Origin of the sequence: Clavibacter michiganensis (assembly GCF_002151125.1) — a bacterium.
GTDB lineage: Bacteria > Actinomycetota > Actinomycetes > Actinomycetales > Microbacteriaceae > Clavibacter > Clavibacter michiganensis_C.
The window spans coordinates 269,496-291,815 of record NZ_MDJZ01000017.1 but is presented as its reverse complement, the minus strand read 5'-3'; the positions used below and the strand labels follow the sequence as shown (position 1 = coordinate 291,815).

The window sequence follows — 22,320 nt, the reverse complement described above, 5'->3', positions numbered from 1 at the left end:
CCGCCGTCAGTAGTGCGTGGGCATCATCCCCGGGACGAGCTCGCGGCGGCGGCGGGCGTGCTCGCCCGCGAAGGAGAGCAGCTCCATGTCGTGCTCGCGCATCCACGCGATGGCGGCCTCGAGCGTGACCGCGGTGGAGACCCAGACGCGACGGCCCGAGTCGTCGACCGCGTCGGCGTAGACCTCGAAGACGGTCGCGGCCCCGGGCGTGCGCACGGTGGGCACGACGTAGCCGAGCACGGGCTGCGACGCGACCTGCACGCGCCAGGCGCCCTGGTGGAAGCGGGCGTGCGGGTGGTGGATGAGGGGCTCGGGCTCGCGGGTCATCGGTGCTCCAGGTGGTGGGACGGGGGCGCGAGCACCCGGCCGTGCTCGAGGACGACGATATGCTGTGCGTCCGACACGGGGGTGCTCGGCGCATGACGGACGGGCGCCCCGCGATCCCCAGGAGCCCATGTCACCGCCCATCCGCCTCCTCCACCAGACGGTGCGCCCGTTCGTGGCGGCCGGCCTGCGCGGAGGCATCCCCACCCCGCTGACCGCGACCGTGCCCACGGACGCGCCCGTCGGCGTGGTGCCGGGGCCGGATCCCGACCGGATCCTCGCGCTCGGCGGCATCGGCGGATCCGGCGTGGGCCTGCGCACGCACGCGGAGGGCGTCGCGGCGCAGTCGGCGAGGGCGCTGGCCGCGATCACGGGCCGCGGCGTCGAGTGGCGCACCGTGCCGCTCGCCGACCAGCACCTCACCGCCACGCAGGAGGCCGTCCGGCAGATCACCGAGCTGCACCGCTACGACGTGGTGCTCGTGATGCCCGGGGTCGCCGACGCGCTGGAGCTCGCGCGCATCACCCCCTGGGTCCACCGCCTCGAGGACCTGCTCGACCACCTCGTGGAGCAGACCGCCGACAACTCGATCGTGCTCGTCTCGGACGTGCCGCAGGTGGCGCAGTACGTGGAGGCCGGAGCGTTCGTGCGGGGCCTCTTCCGGGATCACGCCATGTACCTCTCCGAGCGCAAGGCCGAGGTCTGCGCGCGGTTCCCGCAGGTCACGTCGGTGAAGCTGCCGGATGCGGGACCCGTCGACTTCGAGGGCGGGGAGTTCCGCTACGCGTCGATGTACCGCCGCTGGGGCGAGCACACCGGCCGCGTCATCGCCGACCTGCAGGCGCGGCGCGGCGCGGCCTGAGCCGACCCGGCCGGATCCGCCGCTCGCGTCCCTAGCGCCCGCGCCGCTGGCCGCGCGGCGGGGGAGTGCGCTTGCCGCCGCCCTTCGGGGTGGGCTTCTTCGCGCCCGCGGCGCCCGGCTTGCCCGCGGCCTTGCGGGCTGTCTTCTGCGCCGCGGTCGGCTTCCTGCGGTCGCGCTCGTCGTCGTCGCGCTGCGACCGGGAGCTCGCGGCCGTGCGCCCGCGGACGATGCCCACGAGCTCCTCGATGTCGGGGGAGGCGTCGCCCTCGCGCCAGGCCACGGCGATCCGCGTCTCGGGCAGGTCGTGCACCGGCACCGCGACGACGTCCTTGCGCGCGTGCAGCCGGCCGAGCGCGTGCGGCACAACGACGACGCCGACGCCGGCGGCGACCAGCTCGACGGCCGCCGTCACGTCGTCGGGCATCGGGCCGGGATCCGCGCCCGCGATGCGCCCCGGCCAGCCCGGCACGGCGTCGGCCGGCTGCAGGAGCAGGTCCTCCGCCAGGTCGACGACCGAGATCGCGTCGGCCCGGGCGTGCGCGTGCTCCTTGGGCAGGATCGCGACCTGCACCTCGCCGTAGAGCGGCACGACCGTGAGGCCCCGGCCGTCGACGGGCAGGCGGAGGAAGGCGACGTCCACGGATCCGTCGACGAGGGCGGGCGCCGCGTCCGGCGCGGCGAGGGGCACGACGCGCAGCGGCACGTCGGCGACGCGCTCGTCCCAGGCGCGGGTCCACTTGGCGATGGTCACGCCCGGCACGATCGCGACGACGAGCCCGCGCGGCGGGGCGGCGGCCTCCTCGGCGAGGCGCGCGTCGTCCGCGGCGATGGCGGCCCGGGCCTCGGCGAGGCGCGCCTCGCCCGCGGGACTGAGGCGCGTGGGCCCGTCGTCGCGCACGAACAGCTCGACGCCCCAGAGCGCCTCGAGGTCGAGGATGGATCGGCTGACCGCGATGCGCGAGACGTTGAGGGCCTTCGCGGCCCGGGCGAAGTGCAGCTCGTCGGCCACGGCGGCGAAGTGCCGGAGGGCGGTCGGGTCGGCGTCCACGGGAGTCCCCTCGATGGCCCGCTCGGTGGTGGCGCGGTGAGCGGCGGCGGGTCCGATCCAGGCTAGTGCAGGGCGCCCGGGGCCCCGACGGTACCCTGGGCACATGACGAGCGACGGATCCAGCCAGACGATGAAGGCCGCGACCGCGGCGAAGAAGCTGGGCGTGCACCTGCCGGCGACCCCGGTGGAGTTCCAGGAGTCGACCCCGTCGCGCGCCGAGCTCGCCGAGATGACCGCGAACCCGCCCGAGTGGCTGGCCACGCTGCTCCGCGACGGCCCGCACCCGCGCCAGGTCATCGCCGGGAAGCTCGGCGTCTCCATCGCGGGCCTCGCCCGCGCCGGCGTCGACGAGGCGCTCACCACCGCCCAGATCAAGGAGCTGCTCCAGGCGCCGCCGCAGTGGCTGGTGCAGGAGCGCGCGACGCAGGCCGAGGTGCGCGAGGAGCAGATCCGCGTGAAGAACCGCGACGCCGGCCGAGCCGCCATGGCCGCCGAGCGCGAGCGCCAGGACGGCGGCCGCTCGCGTCGCTGAGCCGATCCGCCCGACCGCGCGCCGGCGTCGACCGGCGCTGAGCGGATGGTGCCGGGGATCCCGCGGCCGGCATCACGGCCCCGCGTGAGACCCTTGCCTCCGTGACCCGCACGAACGACACGGCCCGACGCCGCCACGCCGCCGACGCCGCATCCGCCGAGCCGGATCCCGCGACCGCCCTGCCCGCCCCGATCACCGGATCCCGCGTGCCCGGCACGGTCGGCTCCGTGGTCGTCGCCGCGCTGGTCACGGCCGTCTACGTGCTGTTCTCGGCGCTCGAGTGGCGTCGCTTCACCGTGAAGTCGTGGGACACCGGCATCTTCACGCAGCTCGCGCAGGACTACTCGCGCCTCCAGATGCCGCTCGTCTCCATCAAGGGCGACGGCTTCAACCTCCTGGGCGACCACTTCCACCCGATCCTCGTGCTGCTCGGCCCGGTCTACGCGATCTGGCCGCACGCCTTCGCGCTGCTCGTGGTGCAGGCCGTCCTCATCGGGATCTCGGTGGTCGGCGTCGGCCGGCTCGCGGGCCGCGTGGTCGGCCGGTGGGGCGCGATCGTCGTGGCCGCCGCGTACGGGCTGAGCTGGGGGATCCAGGGCGCCGTCGCCTTCCAGTTCCACGAGATCGCGTTCGCCCTGCCGCTGCTGGCCTTCGCGCTCGACGCGGTGATCGCCCGCCGCGCGATGGCCGCCGCCGCGTGGGCCGTGCCGCTCGTGTTCGTGAAGGAGGACCTCGGCCTCACGGTCGCGGTGCTCGGCGCGATCATCGCCCTCACCATGGACCGCCGCGTCGGCATCGCGCTCGCCGGCTGGGGCGTCGCCTGGTTCGTGCTCGCGACCACCGTGATCCTCCCGGCCTTCAACCGCGACGCCCGCTGGGACTACGCGTCGAAGCTCGACGCGGGCGGCGTCGTCGCGGATCCGCTCGGCACCCTCGTGGGCCTGTTCGCCGTGCCGAAGCTCGAGACGGTCGCCTTCCTCGTCCTGGCCGGCGCGCTCATCGCGCTGCGCTCGCCGCTGCTGCTCCTCGTGGTGCCGACGCTCGCCTGGCGCTTCCTCTCGCCCACCGAGTCGTACTGGGCGCCCGGCTACCACTACGACGCCGTGCTCATGCCCATCGTGTTCGCCGCCGCGATCGACGGCGTGGTCCGCGCCCGGGCCGGTCGTCAGCGCTGGCTGGCGTCGGCGTCCCGCCTCGCGGTGCCGGTGCTCGCGATCGCCGCGGTCGCCCTGTCCTTCCGCTCGCCGATGGCCGAGCTCGCGAAGCCGACCATCTGGGAGCCGTCGCCGCGGGCCGCGCAGGCGCAGGCCGCGCTCGACCAGGTGCCGGCGGGCGCGTCCGTCCTCAGCGACATCGGCCTCATGTCGTACCTCGTCGACGACCACGAGGTCTACTGGCTCGGCAACCCCGGCAACCCGGCGCCGCAGTACGTCGTGATCGACACCGTCGGCGGCGGCCTCGGCCAGGGCGCCCTCGACGCCGACCAGTACGGCGAGGCGACCCGGGCGGGCACGACGTACGAGATCGTCTACGCCGACGCCGGGTACCAGGTCGCCAGGCGCGTCTCCTAGCCGGAGCGGGCGACGCCCGGACGCGCCGCCCCCGCACGCGCGGAGGCCGGGCGCTCCCCCGGGCCGCCCGGCCTCCGCGTGCGCGCTCCGCTCGGGAGCCCCTGATCAGATCGGGATCGCCGCCGTGAGCACGCCTACCGCGAGCATCAGCAGCGACACCAGCACGGCCCGCCACAGCACCTTGCGGTGGTGGTCGCCGAGGTTCACGTCCGCGAGCGACACGAGCAGCAGGATCGCCGGCACGAGCGGGCTCTGCAGGTGCACGGGCTGCCCGGTGATGGAGGCGCGCGCCATCTCGACGGGGTCGATGCCGTAGTTCGCGGCGCTCTCCGCGAGCACCGGGAGCATGCCGTAGTAGAACGCGTCGTTGCTCATGAAGAAGGTCATCGGGATGCTGAGCACGCCGGTGATGACCGCGAGGCCCGGGCCGAGCGCGTCCGGGATGATCGTGACGAGCCAGGCCGACATCGCCGAGACCATGCCGGTGCCGTTGAGCACGCCGATCAGGACGCCCGCCGCGAGCACCATCGACACGACGCCGACGACGCTCGGCGCGTGCGCCGCGATGCGCTCGCCCTGGTCCTTGAGGACGCGGAAGTTGACGATCAGCGCGACCGCGGCGCCCACCATGAAGACGTAGGCGAGGGGCAGCTGGTCCATGATCAGCAGCGCGAGCACCACGATCGTGAGGCCGAGGTTGAACCAGATGAGGCGCGGGCGCAGCGTGTCGCGGTCGGGGTCGAGCATCGTCGTGCCGAGCGTGGAGACGGCGGCCGTCTCGGCGCGGACGAGCGACGGGGCCATCGTGATGAGGCCGCCGCGCGGGGTCGCCGGGGCGCCGCGACCGGCGCGCCACCAGCCGGAGCCGCCCGCGGATCCGCCGGAGCCGGAGCCGGAGCCGCCGGCGGCGTCGAGGCCGCCCTCGGCGCGCGCCTCGCCGAGCGCGGCCAGGCGGCTGCGCTCGCGGAGGCCCATGGTCCAGGCGAAGATGAAGACGAGCGCGATGCCCACGAGGAGCGACGGGATCATCGGCACGAAGATGTCGGTCGGCGAGACCTTGAGCGCCGCCGCCGCGCGGACGGTCGGGCCGCCCCACGGGACGATGTTGAGCGTGCCGTTCGCGAGGCCCGCGGTGCAGGTGAGGACCACCGGGCTCATCCCGAGCTTGCGGTAGATGGGCAGCATGGCCGCCGTCGTGACGATGAAGGTCGTGGAACCGTCGCCGTCGAGCGAGACCGCGGCCGCGAGGATCGCCGTGCCGAGCACGATCTTCGCCGGGTCGCCGCCCGCGACGCGGAGGATGAGGCGCACCAGCGGGTCGAAGAGGCCGACGTCGATCATGATGCCGAAGTAGATGATGGCGAACATCAGCAGCGCGGCCGTGGGGGCCAGGTCGCCGAGCGCCTCGATGACCATGTCGCCGATGCCGAGCCCGGCGCCCGCGAAGAGGCCGAAGATCGTCGGCACGAGGATGAGGGCGACCATGGGCGTGAGCCGCTTGGTCATGATGAGCGCCATGAAGGTGAGGACCATGGCGAAGCCCAGGAATACCAGCACGTGTGACTCCTTCGTCGGTGGGCGGGACGCCCGGCTGAACACCACACGCTAGGTCGGCGTCCGTGTCCCGTCGCGCTTGTGCCGCTTCCCCGCGATAGTGCACGTAGACGACGTTCTGCGCATTATGCTCACTAGGTGGATCGAGCGACGGGGCGACGACGGGCGGGGCTCGACTTCGCCCGGCGGTCCCTCGTCCTCCAGCTGCTCGTCGTGCTCGTGGTGGTGGGGATCGCGACCGTCGCGTACGGCCTGCTGAGCTCCTCGGAGAACCGCGAGGAGGCGCAGGCCACGGCGCTCGCGATCGCGCGGACGGCCGCCGAGGACCCCGCGCTCCGGGCCGCCGTGACGAGCGAGACCGCGGATCCCGCGACGGCCACCGCCGCGGAGCTGGCCGACGGGCCCGTGCAGCGCACGGCTGAGGCTGTGCGCGCGCGGACGGGGGCGCTCTTCGTGGTGGTCACCGACGACCGGGGGCTGCGGCTCGCGCACCCCGACGCGTCCGAGCTCGGGCAGCGCGTGAGCACGGATCCGACGGTCGCGCTCGCCGGGCGCGAGGAGGTGACGTGGGCGACCGGCACGCTCGGGGAGTCGGCGCGGGCGAAGGTGCCGGTGCGGGCGCTCGAGGGCGGTGCCGGCGCGGGTGCTGCCGCGGGCGACGGGTCCGGACGCGTGGTCGGCGAGGTCAGCGTCGGCTTTGCGGCGGCGACCGTGCGCGACTCCATCGGCGTGGACGTCGCGGCCATCGCGGTTGTCGCCCTGCTCGCGCTGGGCGTCGGGGCCGTGGCCAGCGGGATCCTCTCGCGGCGGCTCGCGCGCCTCACCTTCGGCCTCCAGCCGTCCGAGCTCGCGGGCCTGGTGCAGGACCAGGCGGCCGTGCTCTCCGGCGTCGGCGAGGGCGTGCTCGGCATCGGCACCGACGGCCGGGTGACCGTCTGCAACCCGCGGGCCGCCGAGCTTCTGGGCCTGGTGGATCCGGTGGGCCGGACGCTCGCGGACCTCGGCGTCGCGCCGGTGCTGCGGGACGCGGTCGCGGAGGCGCGGGCCGGTGCGTCCTCGGGACCCGCCGCCGGATCCCCGTCGCTGCGCGCGGTGGTCGACGACCGGCTCCTCTTCGTCGACGTCGCCCGCGTCGACCGCGACGGGCGCGACCTCGGCACCGTGATGGTGCTGCGCGACGAGACCGACATCGAGGCGATGAGCCGCCGCCTCACCGCCGTCACCGCGATGTCGACGGCGCTGCGCGTCCAGCGGCACGAGTTCGCGAACCGCCTCCACGTCGTGCGCGGCCTCGTCGCGACCGGCCGGGTGGACGAGGCGGACGCCTACCTCGCGGGCGTGCTCGAGCAGGGGCCCGTCGCGTTCCCGACGGTCGATGCCGGGCTCGTCGACGAGCCGTACCTGCAGGCGTTCCTCGGCGCGAAGGCGATGGAGGCGGAGGAGCGGGGCGTGGCGCTGCGGGTCGGGCCCGGCACACTCGTCCGCGGGATCCTCGTGCGGCCCGAGGAGGTCACCACCGTGCTCGGCAACCTGGTCGACAACGCGATGCACGCGGCCGTCCGCGGATCCCGCGCCGACAGGTGGGTGGAGGTGGAGGCGCTCGACGACGGCGCCGACCTGCACCTCGCGGTCTCCGACTCCGGGGACGGGCTCGCGGGACCCGACGCCGGCCGGGTGTTCCAGCGGCGGCCCGACGACGTGGGCGCGGCGGCGGAGGCCGTGGCGGCGGGCGCCGAGAGCGGCGACGGCGGCGCGGACGGCCGTGGCGCGGACGGCCGCGGTGCCGACGGCCGCGGGGGGTCGGATCCCGCGCACGGCCTCGGCTTCGGCCTGCCGCTCGTGCGCGACATCGCCCGGCGCGACGGCGGCGACGTGTGGGTCGCGGATGCCGGTGGCCCGCCGCCTCGTGCTGACGCCGGCGCCGTGTTCTGCGCCCGCCTCGCGGGCGTCGTGGAGCCGCCCGACGCGGATCCGCCCGCCCCCGCCGACGACCCCGACCGCCCCGACACTCCCGACCCCCACGGAGCCCGCGCATGACCGACGACCTCACCGTCCTCATCGTCGACGACGACTTCCGCATCGCCCGCCTGCACGAGGGCATCGTGGAGCAGGCGCCCGGGTTCCGCGCCGTTGGTACCGCGGGCAGCGTGCGGGCGGCGCTCGCCGTGCTCGACACGTCCCGCCCGGACCTCGTGCTCCTCGACGCGTACCTGCCCGACGGCAGCGGCGTCGACCTGGTGCGGCGCATCGAGCCCGACGTGATCCTCGTCACGGCCGCCGACGACCCCGCCACCGTGCGCCGCGCCCTCCGCGGGGGCGCCGTCTCCTACCTCGTGAAGCCGTTCGCGCCCGAGCTGCTCACCGCGCGCCTCGCGGCCTACGCGGCCTTCCGCGCCGGGCTCGCGACCGACCGCCCGCTCGACCAGGCGGGCATCGACCGCGCCATCCACGCGCTGCGGCCCGGCCGGGTCTCCGCGCGCGAACGCCCGGCGACGGAACAGGCCGTGCTCGACGCGCTCTCCGGATCCGACGCGGAGCTCAGCGCCCCCGAGATCGCGGAGCGCGTCGGCGTCTCCCGCGCCACCGCGCAGCGCTACCTCGGCGCCCTCGCCCGCGACCGCGTGGTCGACGTGCAGCTCAACTACGGATCCACCGGTCGCCCGGAGCACCGGTACCGGATCCTGCGGCCGCGCTGACGTCGGCGGTCGGACGTACGCTCTCCCGATGACCTCCCCGCTCGATCGCCTCGGCTGGCACACGCCCCGCTCCGTCCCGCGCGCCGACATCAGCAGGGCGGCCGTGTCGAGCTGGCTCGACGCGTACGTCGCGGCCTGGCGCTCCTACGACCCCGCCGACATCGCGGCCCTGTGGTCGGAGGACGCGGTGTGGCACTACCCGTTCGAGATCCGCGCGACGGGACGCGCCGCCATCGTCGCGGAGTGGATGGCCGAGCGCGACGCCTTCGTCGGCGAGCGCTTCGAGGCCGAGTACCACCCGGTGATCCTCGAGGGGGACACCGCGGTCGCGCACGGGCGCACCGTCTTCTTCGCGTCGGACAGCGACGAGGTCGTCACGGCGTACGACAACATCTGGTTCCTCCGGTTCGACGCCGACGGCCGGTGCGCGGAGTTCCACGAGTGGTACGCCGGCCGCCCTGAGGACGAGCCGGACCGCGCCGTCCCGCGCCGCTGACCGGCCGCGAGCACGCGCCGCGCCCGTAGGCTCGACGGATGTCCGACGCAGGAGCCCAGGTGATCCGCTTCCACCGGAAGCACCACGACGCGATCGTGAGCGGCGAGAAGGTCACCACCGTGCGCTGGCAGGAGGACCTGCGGGTCGGGCCGGCCACGTTCGTCTTCGACGAGCACCCCACCGCCGTCCCACTGGCCGGGCGCGTCACGTCCGTGCGGCGGCACCTCCTGGCGGATCTCACGCCGGAGGACGCGCATCAGCCGCCGGGCACGGACATGGCCAGGTTCGCCGAGCAGCTCCGGGAGAACTACTACCCGACCATGCCGGCGTCGGCGTCCGTCGTGGTCGCGGAGATCGCGGTGCAGGACACCACGCCCGTGGCCTGAGTCGAGCGACGGCCCGGCCACCGCGCATGCGGGACCGGGCCGTGAGGTGATGCGGAGGAGCCGATCAGCTCCCGACCACCACCGGCAGCGGCACCTCGTCGGCCGCGAGCTCCTCGCTCGTGGATCCGAGCACCTCGCGGACGGCCTCGCGGATGATGGCGAGCCCCTCCTCGACCTGCTCGTCGGTGATGGTGAGCGCGGGCAGCACCTTCATGACCGTGCCGCCGGCGCCGCTGGTCTCCATGAGCATGCCGCGCTCGAACGCCGCCCGGCAGACCGCGCCGGCGAGCTCGCCCGAGGGGAACTCGATGCCGCGCGCGAGGCCGCGGCCGCGCACCTTGAGCTGCATCTCGGGGGCGGAGGCGGCGATCTCGGTGAAGACCTCGTGGATCCGCTCGCCCTTGCGGAGCGTGGACGCCTCGAGCTCGCCGTCGGCCCAGTACAGGCGCAGCGCCTCGGCGCCCGTGAGGAACGCGGGCGCGATGCCGCGGAAGGTGCCGTTGTGCTCGCCCGGCTTCCACTGGTCGAGCTCGGGCTTCAGCAGCGTGAGCGCCATCGGCAGGCCGTAGCCGCCGATGGACTTGGAGAGCGTGACGATGTCGGGGACGATGCCCGACTCCTCGAAGCTGAAGAACCCGCCGGTGCGGCCGCAGCCCATCTGCACGTCGTCGACGATGAGCACGATGCCGTGACGCGCGGTCAGCTCGCGCAGCTTCCGCAGCCACTCGGCGCTGGCGACGTTGATGCCGCCCTCGCCCTGCACGGTCTCGACGATGACGCCGGCGGGCTTGTCGAAGCCCGAGCCCGAGTCGTCGAGGAGCTTCTCGAAGTACGCGAGGCTGTCGGTCTCGCCGCCGAGGTAGCCGTCGAACGGCACCGCGACCGCGTGGTGCAGCGGGTGCCCGGCGCCGCCGCGCTTGAGCGCGTTGCCGGTGACCGCGAGCGCGCCCTCGGTCATGCCGTGGAACGAGTTGGTGAAGTGCACGATCGTGGTGCGGCCGGTGACCTTGCGCGCGAGCTTCAGCGCCGCCTCGACCGCGTTCGCGCCGCCCGGGCCGGGGAACATGATGCGGTAGTCGAGCCCGCGCGGCTGGAGGATGACGTCCTGGAAGGTCTGCAGGAAGTCGCGGCGGGCCTCCGTGAACATGTCGAGGGAGTGCGTGACGCCGTCGCGGAGGATGTAGTCGACGAGCTTCTGCTTGAGCCCCGCGTTGTTGTGCCCGTAGTTGAGCGCGCCGGCGCCCGCGAAGAAGTCGAGGTAGCGGTCGCCGTCGGCCGTGAACATCTCGCTGCCCACCGCGCGGTCGAACACGACCGGCCAGCCGCGGCTGTAGCTCCGGACCTCGGACTCCATCTGCTCGAAGATCGTCATGCCGTGTCGCTCCTTGATGCTCATCGGCGGCCTGCGGGGACCGCCGCACGTCGGGCGGGGCTCGTGGCTCCGGGCGACGGGGAAGGGCGCTGCGATGCGCAGCCCCTCCATCGTCGCACCTCCTCCCGACATCGCAGGAATCCCTCGCACGGGGGATCTCGATAGGGTCGCGGCATGGCCGGAACCGGGGACGTCGATCCGCTCCGGGCCCCGGGGACCGCGATGATCCGGGTCGGCGACCGGCAGGTGCGGCACCGCGTGACCGGCTCCGGGGACCCGCTCCTCCTCCTGCACGGCATCGGCCGCAGCCTCGAGGACTGGGACGAGCAGCACGCCCGCCTCTCCGTCGGCCACGAGCTGCACAGCCTCGACCTGCCGGGGTTCGGCTGGTCGGATCCCGTCGACGGCGACACCACGCTCGAGTCGCTCGCCGACGCGCTGCCCGCCTACCTCGACGCGGCGGGGGTCGCCGGTCCCGTGACGGTGGTCGGCAACTCGCTCGGCGGCGCGGTCGCGATGACCCTCGCGACCCGCCACCCGGATCGCGTGCGCGCGCTCGTGCTCGCCGACAGCGCGGGGTTCGGCCGCGGGGTCACGGTGGGGCTGCGGATGCTGGCGTTCGACCCGCTCGCGACGCTCCTCATGCGCCCGACGCCCGGCAACTCCCGGCGCTCGACGCGCACGATCTTCCACGACCCCGCGCTCACGACCGACGAGCGCGTGCGGCACGCGCAGGAGCTCTCGGCCCGGCCGACGCACGCGGCCACGATGCTCGACATCGCGCGCGACCTCGGCACGGTCCGCGGCGTGAGCTCGCGGTGGCGCCGGCCGCTCGTGGAGAGCGTGCGGCTCTCGGGCCTGCCGGTGCTGGCGGTGTGGGGCGACCGCGACCGGATCCTCCCGCCCGCGCACCTCGCGGCCGTCGCGCGCGAGCTGCCCGACGCGCGCACCCGCCTCATCCCCGACTGCGGGCACATGCCCCAGATCGAGCGGCCGGATCTCTTCGCCGGCCTCGTCGAGGACTTCCTCGCGTCGCTGCCGAGGGATCCCGCGGAGCGGCCCGGGGCCTAGGAGCGGTCGGCGTCCGAGGTGTCGTCCTCGGCGTCGCTGTCGCTGTCGCTGACGTCGTCCGCGTCCTCGTCGACGTCCACGGTGATGGCGCCCGCCTCGGCCGCGGCGGCCGCGTGCCGACCCGCGGGGGAGAGCACCTGGTCGTGGCGGGCCGCGAGGGCCTCGAGGCCGTCGTGGGCGGCGACGCGGACGGAGGTGTCGGGGTCGGTCAGCGCGCGGCGGATGACGTCCTCGTCGGACGGACCGCCGACGGCGCCGAGGGCACGGAGGGCGGCACCGCGGACGCGGGCGTTCTCGTCGGTGACCAGAACCGTGAGCGCGCGGACGAGCGGCAGCTGCCGGGCCGCCACGACCTTCGCGCACGCCTCGCGCACGCGCCAGGCGCGGTTGGTGAGGTTCTTCTCGACGACCTTCGCGGCCTCGGGGGTCCAGGCGTTGAGCAGCGCGCGGGCGCCCCAGGCCTCGGGCCAGTAGAGAGGAGGCGCGCCGTTGAGGATCCCGCGGGCGTGGCGTCCGCCGACCAGGAGCAGGAAGTCGTCGCCCTCGTACAGGCCGTCGAGCAGGCCCATCGCCCGCAGGGCGACCTCCCGCTCGCTCGTGCGCGACACCGCGTCGCTCATGCGCGTCGCGAGGGAGTCCTCGCGACGGCGGGGGTCATCTCCGTCAGCCATGCCGTCAACCGTATCGGCTGCGGCGGTCCGGCCCCGCCGCCCGGGAGCGGCGGGCGGGCGGATCAGCCGACCTGCGTGTTGAAGAGCAGCCCCAGCAGGTAGGTGGCCCCGGCCGCGCCGAACCCGATGAGCAGCTGGCGTCCCGCGCGGCGCAGCGGCGGCCCGCCCGAGAGGAGGCCGGTGACCGCGCCCGTGATCGACAGCGCGATGGCCACGAGCACGCACGCGAGGGCGAGCGCCGCGAGGCCCTGGAGGCCGAAGAGGTAGGGGAGCACCGGGATCACGGCGCCGGACGCGAAGAAGCAGAAGCTCGAGATCGCCGCGCCCCATGCGGTGCCGACGCTCTCGTGGTCGTCCTCGGCGGCGACGCCCGCGATGGTGACGGGGATCGGCCGGGTCTCGGCGGCGAGGTCGCGCAGCACCTCGTCGGCGTGCGCGAGCGCCTCCTCCTCCGTCATGCCGCGGGCGCGGTAGACGAGGGCGAGCTCGTTGGCGTCGACGTCGAGGTGGGGGAGCGCGTCGCGGGTACCCGGATCCGGGGCCGACGCCTCGAGCAGCTCGCGCTGGGAGCGCACGGACACGAACTCGCCCGCGCCCATGGAGAGCGCGCCGGCGAGGAGGCCCGCGAGGCCCGTGGCGAGGATCACGCCGTTGGACACGCCCGTGGCCGTGATGCCGAGGACGAGCGCGAGGTTGCTCACGAGCCCGTCGTTGGCGCCGAAGACGGCCGCGCGGAAGGTGCCCGAGAGGCGCATCCGGCCGCGGGTGGCGAGGCCGCGGACGACCTCCTCGTGCACGCGCTCGTCGGCCGCCATCGCGTCGGTGGCGTCGGCGTCGTCCGCGTACGGCGAGCGGCTCTCGGCGCGCTGCGCGAGCGCGAGGACGAACACGGATCCGAAGCGGCGGGCGAGCAGGCCGAGGACGCGGGTGCGGATGTCGCCGCGGACGGGCTTGCCGACGCGGTCGCCGAGCAGCTCGATCCAGTGGTCGGCGTGGCGGCCCTCGGCCTCCGCGAGGGCGAGCAGGATCTCCCGCTCCTCGCCCGTGCGGCGGCCGGCGAGGTCGCGGTAGACGGCGGCCTCGGCGCGCTCGTCGGCGAGGTACTGCCGCCAGCGGCGCACCTGGGCGGGCGTCGGATCGGGCGTTCGGGCAGGGGGCATGGTGGTCATGGGTCCTCCGGTCGGGCGACGACCGGGACCCGCGGGGTCTCCGGCCGACGCGACGGCGCGCGTGCGCACCTGTCGTTCGTCTGGCCGAAGGTCTCGTCCGCCCACCGTGAACCGTGCTCGTGGCGGGTGATGCACCGGGCCCGGGGGCCAGCATGTCGACGCATCGCCGTCCGGCGCGGAGGCCGGGGGGACTACTCCCCTTCGAGAGGAGACCCTAGCGCACGGCCCCGGCCGGCCCGGCCGGCCCGGCGGCGCGGGCGGCCGGCTCAGGCCGGCGGCAGCAGCACGATGACGAGCGGCAGCACGGGCAGCGCGCATGCGACCGCGCACAGCAGCCGCAGCGCCACCCGGTGCCCGCCGCGGGGGTGGCGCATGCGGTCGGCGCGGAGGGCGGAGAGGCCGCCGTCGGGATCCAGCTTGACGAGCGCCGCGGCCACCGTGTCCGGCCCCGAGACGCGCGCCGCGTGGTCGTCGGCGATGAACTCGATCGCGATGGTGGTGGAGAGCGCCAGGCGCTGGCTCGCGGGGAGGGCCGGGAGGATCGCGCGGGAGACCTGGGCGATGCGCACCGCGAGCGCGTGCCGCTGCTCCAGGTGCGCGGTCTCGTGCTCGAGGACGGCGGCGAGCTCGTCGTCGTCGAGGCGGGCGCGGGCCTCGGTGGTGAGGAGGATCACGCCGGTGGCGGGGGAGAGGGCGGCGAGCGGCACGTCGGACTCGACGAGGCGCGCATCCCGCCCGGCGACCCGGTACGGCCGGGACGCGAGCAGCAGCGTCGCGACCTCGCCCGCGCGCTGCCTCGCCTCGCGCACCACGCGGCCGCCCTCCTCCACGATGCGGAACAGCAGCACGCCGAGCACGCCGGCGGCCACGTAGGCGAGCGGGATCGCGGCGACGGGCGCGGGATCCTGCACCGGGCCGCCGCCCGCCTGCATCGACACGCCCTGGTGGATGAGGAGGCCGAGCCCGGATCCGAGGCTCAGCACCGCCGTGACGAGGAACCCGTGCCAGGCGGCGAGCATCGCGACGGGCCGCTGCGCGACGAGGGGCAGCCGCCCGAGGAGGAGCGGCGCCAGGAGCGTGACGGTGACGTAGCACTCCAGCAGGAGCACCGCGCGGACCGTGTCGCTCACTGGTCGCGCTCCGATCGGGTGGTGCGGTGGTGCGGGTGATGCGGGGCGGCCGGATCCGCTCAGATGGTCTCGGGGAGCGCCTTCGCGTTGTCGATGACCTGGCTCAGCACGCCCTTCAGGCTCTCGAGCTGCTCCTCCGTCATGGAGAGGCGGTCGCGGATCTGCTGCGGGATGGCGACGGCCTTCTCGCGGAGCTCGCGGCCCTGGTCGGTGAGGCCGATCTCCAGCACGCGCTCGTCGGTGGCCCGGCGCACGCGCCACACGTGGCCCATGGCCTCCAGCCGCTTGAGGAGCGGGGAGAGCGTGGCGCTGTCGAGCTGGAGCTCGTGGCTCAGGTCCTTGACCGAGCGGGGCCCGCGCGCCCAGAGGGCGAGGAGCACGAGGTACTGGGGGTGGGTGAGCCCCAGCGGGTCGAGGATGGGTCGGTAGAGGGCGGTCACGCTGCGGGCGGCGACGACGAGCGAGTAGCTGACCTGCCTGTCGAGCGCGAGCGGGTCCTGCAGGTCCTGCGGTGTTGACATGGTTCCTCCGCGGGTCATTCTGTCACTCCGTGTTGCTAACCCCGGGGCGAACGGGGGTCTGCAGCCGGATCTGTGGAAAGGCTCCTGCTTGTGAGGGATTCGGAGTCGGGGGCTCAGGCGGCGGGTCGCGCGGCCGCGGGGACGAGGATCGCCTCGAGGTCGGCGGCCGTCTCGACGACCGCGATGGTGCCCGCGGCCTCGGCCGGGCCGCCGTATCCCCAGCCGACCATCACCGTCGGGATCCCGTGGGCCGCGGCCCCGAGCACGTCGTGCTCGCGGTCGCCCACCATCACCACGTTGCCGAGGTCGACGCCCGCCGCGCGGAGCCGACGCAGGGCCTCGTCGATGACGTCGGCCTTCGCGGATCGCACCTCGTCCTCGCTCCCGCCGCAGATCTCGGCGAAGAGGTCGGTGAGGCCGTAGTGGTCGAGCACGCGGCGGGCCTGCGACTCGGGCTTGCTGGTGGCGAGGGAGAGGGGGATGCCGGCGGCGTGGATCGCGCGCAGCACCTCGGGCACGCCGGCGTAGACCGAGCTGTCGAAGACGCCGCCGCCCGCGTAGCCCTCGCGGTAGTGGGCGAGCGCGCGCTGCTGGGCGGCGTCGTCCATGCCGGCGAGGTCGCGGAACGAGTTGAGGATGGGCGGGCCCACGTACTCGAGCAGGTGCGCGGGGGAGGGCACGGGCAGGCCCATGAAGACGAGCGTCCTCGCGAGCTGCGCGGTGATCCCGGGGGCGGAGTCGGTGATGGTGCCGTCGAGGTCGAAGAGGATGCAGCTCCAGGGCGCGGAGCCCGCGACGGGGGACGGCGTGGACGTGTCGGGTGCGGTCACCCGCCCACCCTACGAGGGTCGATCGGGTGCCCGCCGCGAGCGCCCCGAGACCGGATCAGAACAGGCGGGAGTGCCCGTCGTCCATCCCGCGCATGGCGTCGTAGTCGAGGAGCAGGCAGCGGATGCCGCGGTCCTCGGCGAGCGTGCGGGCCTGCGGCTTGATCTCCTGCGCGGCGTACACGCCCGTGACCGGCGCGAGGTGCGGATCCCGGTTCATCAGCTCGAGGTAGCGCGTGAGCTGCTCGACGCCGTCGATGTCGCCGCGGCGCTTCAGCTCCACCGCGACGGACCTGCCGGATGCGTCGCGCGCGAGGATGTCGACCGGCCCGATGGCCGTCATGTACTCGCGGCGCACGAGCTCGTGGCCGTCGCCCAGCAGGTGGATCTGCTCGGCCAGCAGCTTCTGCAGGTGCGCCTCCACGCCGTCCTTCACGAGGCCCGGGTCGATGCCGAGGTCGTGCGCGGTGTCGTGCAGCACCTCGTGGATCGAGACGACGAGCATGTCGGCGGTCTTCGGCTGCACGACGCGCCAGATCTCGCGGACGCCCGCGAGCGCCTGGTCGTCGTCGGGCTCGATCTCGACGATCGTGCAGGGCGGGCTCATCCAGTTGAGCGGCTTGTAGGAGCCGCCGTCCGAGTGGACGAGGAGGCTCCCGTCGGCCTTGACCATGAGGAGGCGGGTGGCGAGGGGGAGATGCGCGCTGAGGCGGCCGGCGTAGTCGACGGAGCAGCGGGCGATGACGAGACGCACCCGGCGAGCCTATCCGGGCGTCGGCGGGGTGCGCGTCGCGGCGGAGTCCGAGGCGGCGGCCGGTGCGGCGGTAGCGGCGGCACGGGCGGCGGATCCGCGTCCGCCGCGCCGCAGCCCCTGGGAGAGGAGCACCCCGAGGAGCACGAGGACGGCGCCGGCGGGCTCGTTCCAGTGCAGGGTCTCGCCGAGCACGAGGATCCCGAGCGCGACGCCGACCACGGGCGTGATGTACGTGACGGTCGAGGTGGCGGTGGGGCCCCAGGCGAGGAGCACGTTCATGTTCCAGAGGTAGGCGAGGCCGGTGCCGACCACGCCGAGCGCCACGAGGCTGAGCACCACGGGGAGGTCGAGCGACACGGGGCCGGTCGCGAGGAACGGGGTGGCGAGGATCATCGCGGCGGCGCCCATGCCGATCTGCATGAAGGCCGTCACGACGCCGGGCATGCCGCGGTGCGTGAGGAAGCGGCGGAGGTAGCTGAAGGTGATCCCGTAGCAGACGGCCGCGCCGAGGCACGCGAGCTGACCGGCCAGCTCCAGCAGGGGCTCGCCGGACGCGGCGGCCTCCGCGGACGGGGCCAGGCGCCACGGTCCGATGATCACGACGACGCCCGCGATGCCGAGCGCGATGCCCGCGAGCTGACGACGGCCGAGCCTCTCGACGCGGAACGCGAGGGTCGCGAGGAGCGCGGTCATGATCGGCGTGGTCGCGTTGTAGATGCTCGCGACGCCCGACGTGACGTGCTGCTCGGCCCACGCGAACAGCGAGTAGGGGATGGCGGATCCGACGACGCCCACCACCGCGAAGTGCAGCCAGACGACGCGCTCCTTGGGAAGCGGCAGGCGGCGCCAGGCGACGATGAGGCCGAGCGCGATGGCGCCGAGCACCAGCCGCGTCCACGCGACCTGGCCGAACGAGACGCCCTCGAGCGCGACCTTCATGAAGAGGAAGCTCGCGCCCCACACCGTGCCCATCGCGGCGAACTGCACGGCGACGCGGCGGCCGCCGGGGACCGCGAGGGTGGACGCAGGTGCGGCGGATGCGGAGGGCGTCGGGGCGCCGCGGGGGGTCACGTCGTCAGCGTATCGGCGCGTGCGGCGGCGGGCGTCGCCGGGTGGGTCGGCCCGACGCGTGGCAGGCTCGGGCGATGACGACGTCGCCGGCCCCCGTGCTCGTCACGGCGCGGTTCGCGCTCGAGCCGCTCGTGGTCGCGCACGCGCGGGAGATGGTCGGGGTGCTGGCGGATCCGGCGCTGTACCGCTTCACCGGGGGCGAGCCGCCGACGCCCGCCGTGCTCGAGGCCCGGTTCGCGCGGCAGGCGGCGGGGCGCTCGCCGGACGGGTCCGCGCGGTGGCTCGTGTGGATCCTCCGCGACCGTTCCTCGGGACGCGCGGCCGGGTTCGTGCAGGCCACCGTGACCGAGGAGTCCGGGGCGCGTGCGGCCGAGGTCGCGTGGCTCGTGGGGACCGCGGCGCAGGGATCCGGCGCGGCCGCCGAATGCGCGGCGGAGGTGGTCGCGTGGCTGCGGGAGGGCGGCGTCGGGACCGTCCGGGCGAACATCCGTCCGGATCACGCGGCGTCGCAGGCCGTCGCCCGGCGGCTCGGGCTCGCGCCGACGGACGTGCGCGTCGAGGGAGAGATCCGCTGGGAGCTGCGGGCGGGCTAGGTGCCGTCGGCGGACGGATCGCGGAGGTCGCGGGTCATCCACACGGTGTCGCCGTGCTCGGGATCCGTCGTGACGCGACCGCTCTCCGCGAAGCCCGCCTTCTCCAGAACGCGGAAGGAGGCGGTGTTCCATCGGCGGACCGTCGACCACAGCCGGGTGCGGCCGGTCGCGCGCGCGGCGTCGACGACGGCGCACGCCGCCTCCGTCGCGATGCCCCGGCCGTGTACGTCGCGCAGCAGCTCGAAGGCCATCTCCGGCTCCTCGACGGACGCGCTGCCCACGACCAGCCCGCAGTACCCGACGACGCCCGGCTCGTCCCGCCGCTCGACGGCGAGCAGCCCGATCCCCGTGCGGAGCGACTCCTCCGCCTGCACCGTCAGGCGGTCCAGGACCTCGTCGCGCGACGGGCGCCCCTCGGCGTCGATGCGGCGGTGCGGCGGATGGCGCGGGTCGCGCTCGGCCCAGAGGCGGTGCACGACGTCGACGTCGGACGGGCCGAGCGGCCGCAGCCGCAGCCGGGCGGTCTCGAGGAGCGCGGGCAGCGGGGACGCGGTCATCTCCTCACGGTACGTGGCGGTCCCGGCGGGTCGGCTGCGAGCCTCAGGGAGCGGATAGGTGGACGCCCCCCGATACCGTCGGAGCGTGCCCGACCTCGATCCCCGCCTCGTCGCGCTCTACGACGGCGACAACCCCGACGGACCCGACCACGACTTCGACCGGGCGCTCGCCGAGGAGGTCGGCGCGGCGGGGACGCGGTCGAGTGGATCCACGGCGACAGCCGCGCCCTCCCCGCCGGCCCCTTCGACATCGCGTTCCTGACCGGCAACGTCGTGCAGCACATCCCCGATCCCGAGTGGATCCGCACCCTCGCCGACCTGCGCCGCGCCCTCCCGGGCGGCACGCTCACCTTCGAGAGCCGGAACCCCGCGGATCGCGCATGGGAGCGCTGGGCGGGGCCCGCCACCACGCGCGACACGGCGCACGGCCCGCTGGAGGAGTGGGCGGACGTGGAGGAGACGGGCCCCGGATCCGTCCGGGTGGTCTTCCGCAGCCGGTTCGTCACGACGGGCGAGGTGGTCTCCGACGTCCAGCCCTTCGCCTTCCGCGACCGCGCGACCCTGGCCGCCCAGCTCGAGGCGGCCGGCTTCGACGTGGACGCGGTGCACGGCGACTTCGCGCGCGGACCGCTCACGGAGTCGTCGCGCGTGATGGTGTTCGTGGCGCGGGCGCGCTGACGGTCGGCGCACGCCGGCCGGCGTCGACCGGCGTGGGAGCATCGGATCCATGAGCGATGCGACCGCGCCCGTCTCCCCGCCCGACCTCCCGGCGGCCGCCCGGATGTGGGAGGCGTACGCCGTCGCGCACCCGCAGGCCGTCGCGGCCGGGCCCGAGCACACGGTCGAGCACTTCGGGGACCACGCACGCCTCGCCGACGAGCTGCTCGGGATCGTGCTGTCCGGGCGGAAGCGCGCCACCGCCGAGCTCGTCGCCGACTTCCTCGCGCGCGGCGACGACGTGCCGCGGATCGGCTCGCACTGGATCGCCTGCGACAGCACCGGGACGCCGCGCATCGTGATCCGCAGCACCGAGCTCCGCATCGGCCCCTTCACGAGCGCCGACGCCGCCTTCGCGCGCGACGAGGGCGAGGACGACCTGTCCCTCGAGAGCTGGCGCACGCAGCACCGCGTCTACTGGGAGCGCGTGAGCGCGGCCCGCGGCGTGGCGTGGTCGGAGGACGACGAGATCGTCTTCGAGCGCTTCTCGGTGGTGTGGCCGCCGGAGCACGCGGACCCGCGGTGACGGGGGAGGTGGCGGCGCGGCGGCGGCGGGCGCGACCGCGGCGATCCTGCTGATGGGCGGGCTCTCCGGGTGCAGGGCGGTGACGGCGGATCGCTGCCTGCCCGCTCCGCTCACGGCGTCGCCCGAGACGGTCGCGCCCGGCGGCACCGTGACCGTCTCGAGCCCGGCCGTCGACTGCGACCTGGGCTACGGATCCGGCCGCACCTACACGATCGGCATCGCGTCCGAGGCGCTCGCCGACGACGGCAGCAGCACCTTCGTGGAGGGCGAGGGGTTCGCGGTCGCGGCCGACGGATCGTTCCGCCGTGAGGTGGTCGTGCCCGCCGAGCTGCGTGCGGGACCGGCGTACGTGAGCATCCGGGGCAGCGCGTTCGACGACTGCGATGACGGCGAGTCGTCGTGCGCCGCCTACGTGGTGACGTTCACGGTCGAGTGACGTCCGCGCCCGACCGGCGCAGGATGGAGCGATGGCTGACACCGAGATCCCCCGCACCGCATTCCCCGACGGCCGCAGCGCGGTCGCCCTCGCGCAGGGCACCTGGAACATGGGCGACGAGCCCGCGGCCCGCGCGACCGAGCTCGACGCCCTGCGCGCCGGCATCGACGCCGGGCTCACCGCGATCGACACCGCCGAGATGTACGGCAGCGGCCGATCCGAGGAGCTGGTCGGCGAGGCGATCGCCGGCCGCCGCGACGAGGTCTTCCTCATCAGCAAGGTCCTGCCGTCGAACGCGTCCCGCCGCGGCACGGGCGAGGCGGCCCGCCGCAGCCTCGCGCGCCTCGGCACAGACCGGCTGGACCTCTACCTGCTGCACTGGCGCGGATCCCACCCGCTCGCCGACACGGTCGCCGCCATGCAGGAGCTCGTGGAGGAGGGCCTCGTCCGCGCGTGGGGCGTCAGCAACCTCGACGCCGTCGACCTCGACGAGCTGGCCGCGATCCCCGGGGGCACCGAGGCGCAGACCGACCAGGTGCTGTACAACCTGGCGCAGCGCGGGCCCGAGCGCGACGTGATCCCGTGGGCGCGTTCGCGCCGCATGCCCGTCATGGCGTACTCGCCGCTCGACCAGGGCCGGCTCGCGACGGATCCGACGCTCGCGGCCCTCGCCGAGCCCCTCGGCGTCAGCGCGGGCCAGCTGGCCCTCGCCTGGGTCGTCCGCCAGGCCCCGCACGTCTTCGCGACCGCCAAGGCCGCGACGGCCGCGCACGTCGCCGAGAACCGCGCGGCGCTCGACCTGGTGATCCCGGAGGAGACGCTCGCGGAGCTCGACCGCGCGTTCCCGGGGCCGACGCGGTCGGGCCCGCTCGCGATGTACTAATGGGCTTACCCCTATATCACGCAAACTTTCTGCGGAGCGTGACACATCGCAGCCGACTTAGCCCGCCAAGCCTATATTGCCCCTTCGAAGCCCTTCAGCGAGATGGCGTAAGTGTCTCGGTAAAGTAATCGCGCATCAGTTCTTGAGTTATAACTGCTCTTGATGGCGCGCCCTCTGGAACGTTGTGCTCAGATCGCGTCGTGCTCCAGGGTGTTCCGGGCTGATGAGTAAGTTCGCTGAGCTGAAGACCCGAAAGTGCGGCGAAGTTACTCAGCATAGCCTCTATGACGCGCTGCTCGGGCTTGGTTAGACTGTTCGCGTTGCCGTTCCAAGACGACACGTCACGGCGACCTTTGTGCCTCTCAAATAGTGGGTAGCAGACGGGTCCGCCCCTCCAGGCCTGAAATTCTTCCTCGAAAAGCGGTTTTTCCTGTAGCGCAAGAGACCACCCCTGCGCAAAAAAGCACAGTTTTTGAAGCTTCATTGTGGAGATGTTTTGGCTGAAGTGACTCGTAATAAATGCCGCAACATCGTGGACATTTGCCATAGCCAT

At 74.3% G+C, this 22,320-nt stretch carries 27 protein-coding genes; 14 read left to right on the top strand and 13 right to left on the bottom strand.

Annotated elements, in window-relative coordinates; genetic code table 11:
• Positions 1-6: 6 nt before the first annotated feature.
• Positions 7-327, bottom strand: a complete 321-nt coding sequence (locus BFL37_RS13340; RefSeq protein ID WP_086515576.1) for a hypothetical protein — start codon at positions 325-327, stop codon at positions 7-9.
• Positions 328-454: 127 nt separating this feature from the next.
• Here BFL37_RS13340 and BFL37_RS13335 point away from each other — a divergent pair, with 127 nt between their 5' ends.
• Positions 455-1,186 (top strand): hypothetical protein, encoded by a 732-nt coding sequence (locus BFL37_RS13335; protein ID WP_086515575.1) that lies wholly within the window; start codon positions 455-457, stop codon positions 1,184-1,186.
• Positions 1,187-1,217: 31 nt separating this feature from the next.
• On the opposite strand, the gene BFL37_RS13330 is transcribed toward BFL37_RS13335, so the two are convergent.
• Complete coding sequence (locus BFL37_RS13330; RefSeq protein ID WP_086515574.1) at positions 1,218-2,234, bottom strand: LysR family transcriptional regulator; 1,017 nt, start codon at positions 2,232-2,234, stop codon at positions 1,218-1,220.
• Between the two features lie 103 nt (positions 2,235-2,337).
• On the opposite strand from BFL37_RS13330, the gene BFL37_RS13325 reads away from it, so the two are divergent.
• Both BFL37_RS13325 and BFL37_RS13320 read left to right on the top strand, forming a co-directional pair.
• Positions 2,338-2,766, top strand: a complete 429-nt coding sequence (locus BFL37_RS13325; RefSeq protein ID WP_086515573.1) for a DUF5997 family protein — start codon at positions 2,338-2,340, stop codon at positions 2,764-2,766.
• Between the two features lie 101 nt (positions 2,767-2,867).
• On the top strand, positions 2,868-4,337 hold the full coding sequence (locus BFL37_RS13320) for a DUF2079 domain-containing protein (protein ID WP_086515572.1): 1,470 nt from the start codon (positions 2,868-2,870) through the stop codon (positions 4,335-4,337).
• Between the two features lie 105 nt (positions 4,338-4,442).
• On the opposite strand, the gene BFL37_RS13315 is transcribed toward BFL37_RS13320, so the two are convergent.
• Positions 4,443-5,870, bottom strand: coding sequence for a CitMHS family transporter (locus tag BFL37_RS13315; RefSeq protein WP_241534100.1), 1,428 nt, complete (start codon positions 5,868-5,870; stop codon positions 4,443-4,445).
• 159 nt (positions 5,871-6,029) lie between these two features.
• On the opposite strand from BFL37_RS13315, the gene BFL37_RS13310 reads away from it, so the two are divergent.
• Genes BFL37_RS13310 through BFL37_RS13295 form a run of 4 tightly spaced genes read left to right on the top strand, consistent with a single transcriptional unit; the run spans position 6,030 to position 9,469 of the window.
• A complete protein-coding gene (locus BFL37_RS13310; protein WP_086515570.1) occupies positions 6,030-7,928 on the top strand; it encodes a sensor histidine kinase in 1,899 nt (632 codons plus the stop codon).
• Positions 7,925-8,587: a response regulator transcription factor gene (locus tag BFL37_RS13305; RefSeq protein ID WP_086515569.1), complete on the top strand. Its 663-nt coding sequence runs from the start codon at positions 7,925-7,927 to the stop codon at positions 8,585-8,587. Before BFL37_RS13310 ends, BFL37_RS13305 begins: the two co-directional genes overlap by 4 nt.
• Positions 8,588-8,615: 28 nt before the next feature.
• Positions 8,616-9,083, top strand: a complete 468-nt coding sequence (locus tag BFL37_RS13300) for a YybH family protein (RefSeq protein ID WP_086515568.1) — start codon at positions 8,616-8,618, stop codon at positions 9,081-9,083.
• A gap of 38 nt (positions 9,084-9,121) precedes the next feature.
• Positions 9,122-9,469: an ASCH domain-containing protein gene (locus tag BFL37_RS13295; RefSeq protein WP_086515567.1), complete on the top strand. Its 348-nt coding sequence runs from the start codon at positions 9,122-9,124 to the stop codon at positions 9,467-9,469.
• Positions 9,470-9,533: 64 nt separating this feature from the next.
• On the opposite strand, the gene ectB is transcribed toward BFL37_RS13295, so the two are convergent.
• Positions 9,534-10,865, bottom strand: a complete 1,332-nt coding sequence (ectB, locus tag BFL37_RS13290) for a diaminobutyrate--2-oxoglutarate transaminase (RefSeq protein ID WP_206601277.1) — start codon at positions 10,863-10,865, stop codon at positions 9,534-9,536.
• Between the two features lie 150 nt (positions 10,866-11,015).
• Between ectB and BFL37_RS13285 the strand changes: the two genes are divergently transcribed.
• Entirely contained in the window at positions 11,016-11,912 is an 897-nt protein-coding gene (locus BFL37_RS13285; RefSeq protein WP_086515566.1) for an alpha/beta fold hydrolase, read from the top strand.
• On the opposite strand, the gene BFL37_RS13280 is transcribed toward BFL37_RS13285, so the two are convergent.
• The 7 genes from BFL37_RS13280 to BFL37_RS13250 all read right to left on the bottom strand — a co-directional run bounded on the left by BFL37_RS13280 (position 11,909) and on the right by BFL37_RS13250 (position 17,956).
• Positions 11,909-12,583 carry a HEAT repeat domain-containing protein gene (locus BFL37_RS13280; protein WP_241534084.1) on the bottom strand — a complete coding sequence of 225 codons (675 nt, stop codon included), beginning with the start codon at positions 12,581-12,583 and terminating at the stop codon, positions 11,909-11,911. The two genes, BFL37_RS13285 and BFL37_RS13280, sit on opposite strands and share 4 nt — an antisense overlap.
• A 62-nt stretch (positions 12,584-12,645) precedes the next feature.
• Positions 12,646-13,752 carry a VIT1/CCC1 transporter family protein gene (locus BFL37_RS13275; RefSeq protein WP_086515565.1) on the bottom strand — a complete coding sequence of 369 codons (1,107 nt, stop codon included), beginning with the start codon at positions 13,750-13,752 and terminating at the stop codon, positions 12,646-12,648.
• Positions 13,753-14,018: 266 nt separating this feature from the next.
• Positions 14,019-14,882: a M56 family metallopeptidase gene (locus tag BFL37_RS13270; protein ID WP_086515564.1), complete on the bottom strand. Its 864-nt coding sequence runs from the start codon at positions 14,880-14,882 to the stop codon at positions 14,019-14,021.
• Between the two features lie 59 nt (positions 14,883-14,941).
• Complete coding sequence (locus tag BFL37_RS13265; protein ID WP_086515563.1) at positions 14,942-15,403, bottom strand: MarR family winged helix-turn-helix transcriptional regulator; 462 nt, start codon at positions 15,401-15,403, stop codon at positions 14,942-14,944.
• A 113-nt stretch (positions 15,404-15,516) separates the two neighbouring features.
• Positions 15,517-16,233 carry an HAD family hydrolase gene (locus BFL37_RS13260; protein ID WP_086515562.1) on the bottom strand — a complete coding sequence of 239 codons (717 nt, stop codon included), beginning with the start codon at positions 16,231-16,233 and terminating at the stop codon, positions 15,517-15,519.
• Between the two features lie 55 nt (positions 16,234-16,288).
• Complete coding sequence (gene nucS / locus BFL37_RS13255; protein ID WP_086515561.1) at positions 16,289-16,984, bottom strand: endonuclease NucS; 696 nt, start codon at positions 16,982-16,984, stop codon at positions 16,289-16,291.
• A gap of 9 nt (positions 16,985-16,993) precedes the next feature.
• Positions 16,994-17,956 (bottom strand): DMT family transporter, encoded by a 963-nt coding sequence (locus BFL37_RS13250; RefSeq protein ID WP_241534099.1) that lies wholly within the window; start codon positions 17,954-17,956, stop codon positions 16,994-16,996.
• Between the two features lie 173 nt (positions 17,957-18,129).
• Between BFL37_RS13250 and BFL37_RS13245 the strand changes: the two genes are divergently transcribed.
• Entirely contained in the window at positions 18,130-18,648 is a 519-nt protein-coding gene (locus BFL37_RS13245) for a GNAT family N-acetyltransferase (protein WP_086515559.1), read from the top strand.
• On the opposite strand, the gene BFL37_RS13240 is transcribed toward BFL37_RS13245, so the two are convergent.
• On the bottom strand, positions 18,645-19,205 hold the full coding sequence (locus BFL37_RS13240) for a GNAT family N-acetyltransferase (protein WP_086515558.1): 561 nt from the start codon (positions 19,203-19,205) through the stop codon (positions 18,645-18,647). The two genes, BFL37_RS13245 and BFL37_RS13240, sit on opposite strands and share 4 nt — an antisense overlap.
• Positions 19,206-19,290: 85 nt before the next feature.
• On the opposite strand from BFL37_RS13240, the gene BFL37_RS14780 reads away from it, so the two are divergent.
• From BFL37_RS14780 to BFL37_RS13220, 5 genes are all read left to right on the top strand, one after another.
• Complete coding sequence (locus BFL37_RS14780) at positions 19,291-19,467, top strand: hypothetical protein (RefSeq protein WP_241534083.1); 177 nt, start codon at positions 19,291-19,293, stop codon at positions 19,465-19,467.
• Between the two features lie 11 nt (positions 19,468-19,478).
• Positions 19,479-19,883, top strand: a complete 405-nt coding sequence (locus BFL37_RS13235; RefSeq protein WP_241534082.1) for a hypothetical protein — start codon at positions 19,479-19,481, stop codon at positions 19,881-19,883.
• A gap of 49 nt (positions 19,884-19,932) precedes the next feature.
• Entirely contained in the window at positions 19,933-20,448 is a 516-nt protein-coding gene (locus BFL37_RS13230) for an ASCH domain-containing protein (protein ID WP_086515557.1), read from the top strand.
• Positions 20,449-20,527: 79 nt separating this feature from the next.
• Positions 20,528-20,884: a hypothetical protein gene (locus tag BFL37_RS13225; protein ID WP_086515556.1), complete on the top strand. Its 357-nt coding sequence runs from the start codon at positions 20,528-20,530 to the stop codon at positions 20,882-20,884.
• A gap of 31 nt (positions 20,885-20,915) precedes the next feature.
• On the top strand, positions 20,916-21,767 hold the full coding sequence (locus tag BFL37_RS13220) for an aldo/keto reductase (RefSeq protein ID WP_086515555.1): 852 nt from the start codon (positions 20,916-20,918) through the stop codon (positions 21,765-21,767).
• A gap of 94 nt (positions 21,768-21,861) precedes the next feature.
• Here BFL37_RS13220 and BFL37_RS13215 read toward each other — a convergent pair whose 3' ends face one another.
• On the bottom strand, positions 21,862-22,314 hold the full coding sequence (locus BFL37_RS13215; RefSeq protein WP_172403820.1) for a Panacea domain-containing protein: 453 nt from the start codon (positions 22,312-22,314) through the stop codon (positions 21,862-21,864).
• Positions 22,315-22,320: the final 6 nt, after the last annotated feature.

What these genes read in the sequence shown, in the direction of transcription:
- BFL37_RS13230 (WP_086515557.1), top strand. Translation starts at nt 19,933, where the DNA reads ATGAGCGATGCGACCGCGCCCGTCTCCCCGCCCGACCTCCCGGCGGCC.
- BFL37_RS13275 (WP_086515565.1), bottom strand. Translation starts at nt 13,752, where the DNA reads ATGACCACCATGCCCCCTGCCCGAACGCCCGATCCGACGCCCGCCCAG.
- BFL37_RS13315 (WP_241534100.1), bottom strand. Translation starts at nt 5,870, where the DNA reads ATGGTCCTCACCTTCATGGCGCTCATCATGACCAAGCGGCTCACGCCC.
- BFL37_RS13285 (WP_086515566.1), top strand. Translation starts at nt 11,016, where the DNA reads ATGGCCGGAACCGGGGACGTCGATCCGCTCCGGGCCCCGGGGACCGCG.
- BFL37_RS13265 (WP_086515563.1), bottom strand. Translation starts at nt 15,403, where the DNA reads ATGTCAACACCGCAGGACCTGCAGGACCCGCTCGCGCTCGACAGGCAG.
- BFL37_RS13335 (WP_086515575.1), top strand. Translation starts at nt 455, where the DNA reads ATGTCACCGCCCATCCGCCTCCTCCACCAGACGGTGCGCCCGTTCGTG.
- BFL37_RS13250 (WP_241534099.1), bottom strand. Translation starts at nt 17,956, where the DNA reads ATGGGCACGGTGTGGGGCGCGAGCTTCCTCTTCATGAAGGTCGCGCTC.
- BFL37_RS13240 (WP_086515558.1), bottom strand. Translation starts at nt 19,205, where the DNA reads ATGACCGCGTCCCCGCTGCCCGCGCTCCTCGAGACCGCCCGGCTGCGG.
- BFL37_RS13340 (WP_086515576.1), bottom strand. Translation starts at nt 327, where the DNA reads ATGACCCGCGAGCCCGAGCCCCTCATCCACCACCCGCACGCCCGCTTC.
- BFL37_RS13245 (WP_086515559.1), top strand. Translation starts at nt 18,130, where the DNA reads ATGACGACGTCGCCGGCCCCCGTGCTCGTCACGGCGCGGTTCGCGCTC.
- BFL37_RS13220 (WP_086515555.1), top strand. Translation starts at nt 20,916, where the DNA reads ATGGCTGACACCGAGATCCCCCGCACCGCATTCCCCGACGGCCGCAGC.
- BFL37_RS13325 (WP_086515573.1), top strand. Translation starts at nt 2,338, where the DNA reads ATGACGAGCGACGGATCCAGCCAGACGATGAAGGCCGCGACCGCGGCG.
- BFL37_RS13295 (WP_086515567.1), top strand. Translation starts at nt 9,122, where the DNA reads ATGTCCGACGCAGGAGCCCAGGTGATCCGCTTCCACCGGAAGCACCAC.
- BFL37_RS13215 (WP_172403820.1), bottom strand. Translation starts at nt 22,314, where the DNA reads ATGGCAAATGTCCACGATGTTGCGGCATTTATTACGAGTCACTTCAGC.
- BFL37_RS13305 (WP_086515569.1), top strand. Translation starts at nt 7,925, where the DNA reads ATGACCGACGACCTCACCGTCCTCATCGTCGACGACGACTTCCGCATC.
- BFL37_RS13280 (WP_241534084.1), bottom strand. Translation starts at nt 12,583, where the DNA reads ATGGCTGACGGAGATGACCCCCGCCGTCGCGAGGACTCCCTCGCGACG.
- ectB (WP_206601277.1), bottom strand. Translation starts at nt 10,865, where the DNA reads ATGAGCATCAAGGAGCGACACGGCATGACGATCTTCGAGCAGATGGAG.
- BFL37_RS13300 (WP_086515568.1), top strand. Translation starts at nt 8,616, where the DNA reads ATGACCTCCCCGCTCGATCGCCTCGGCTGGCACACGCCCCGCTCCGTC.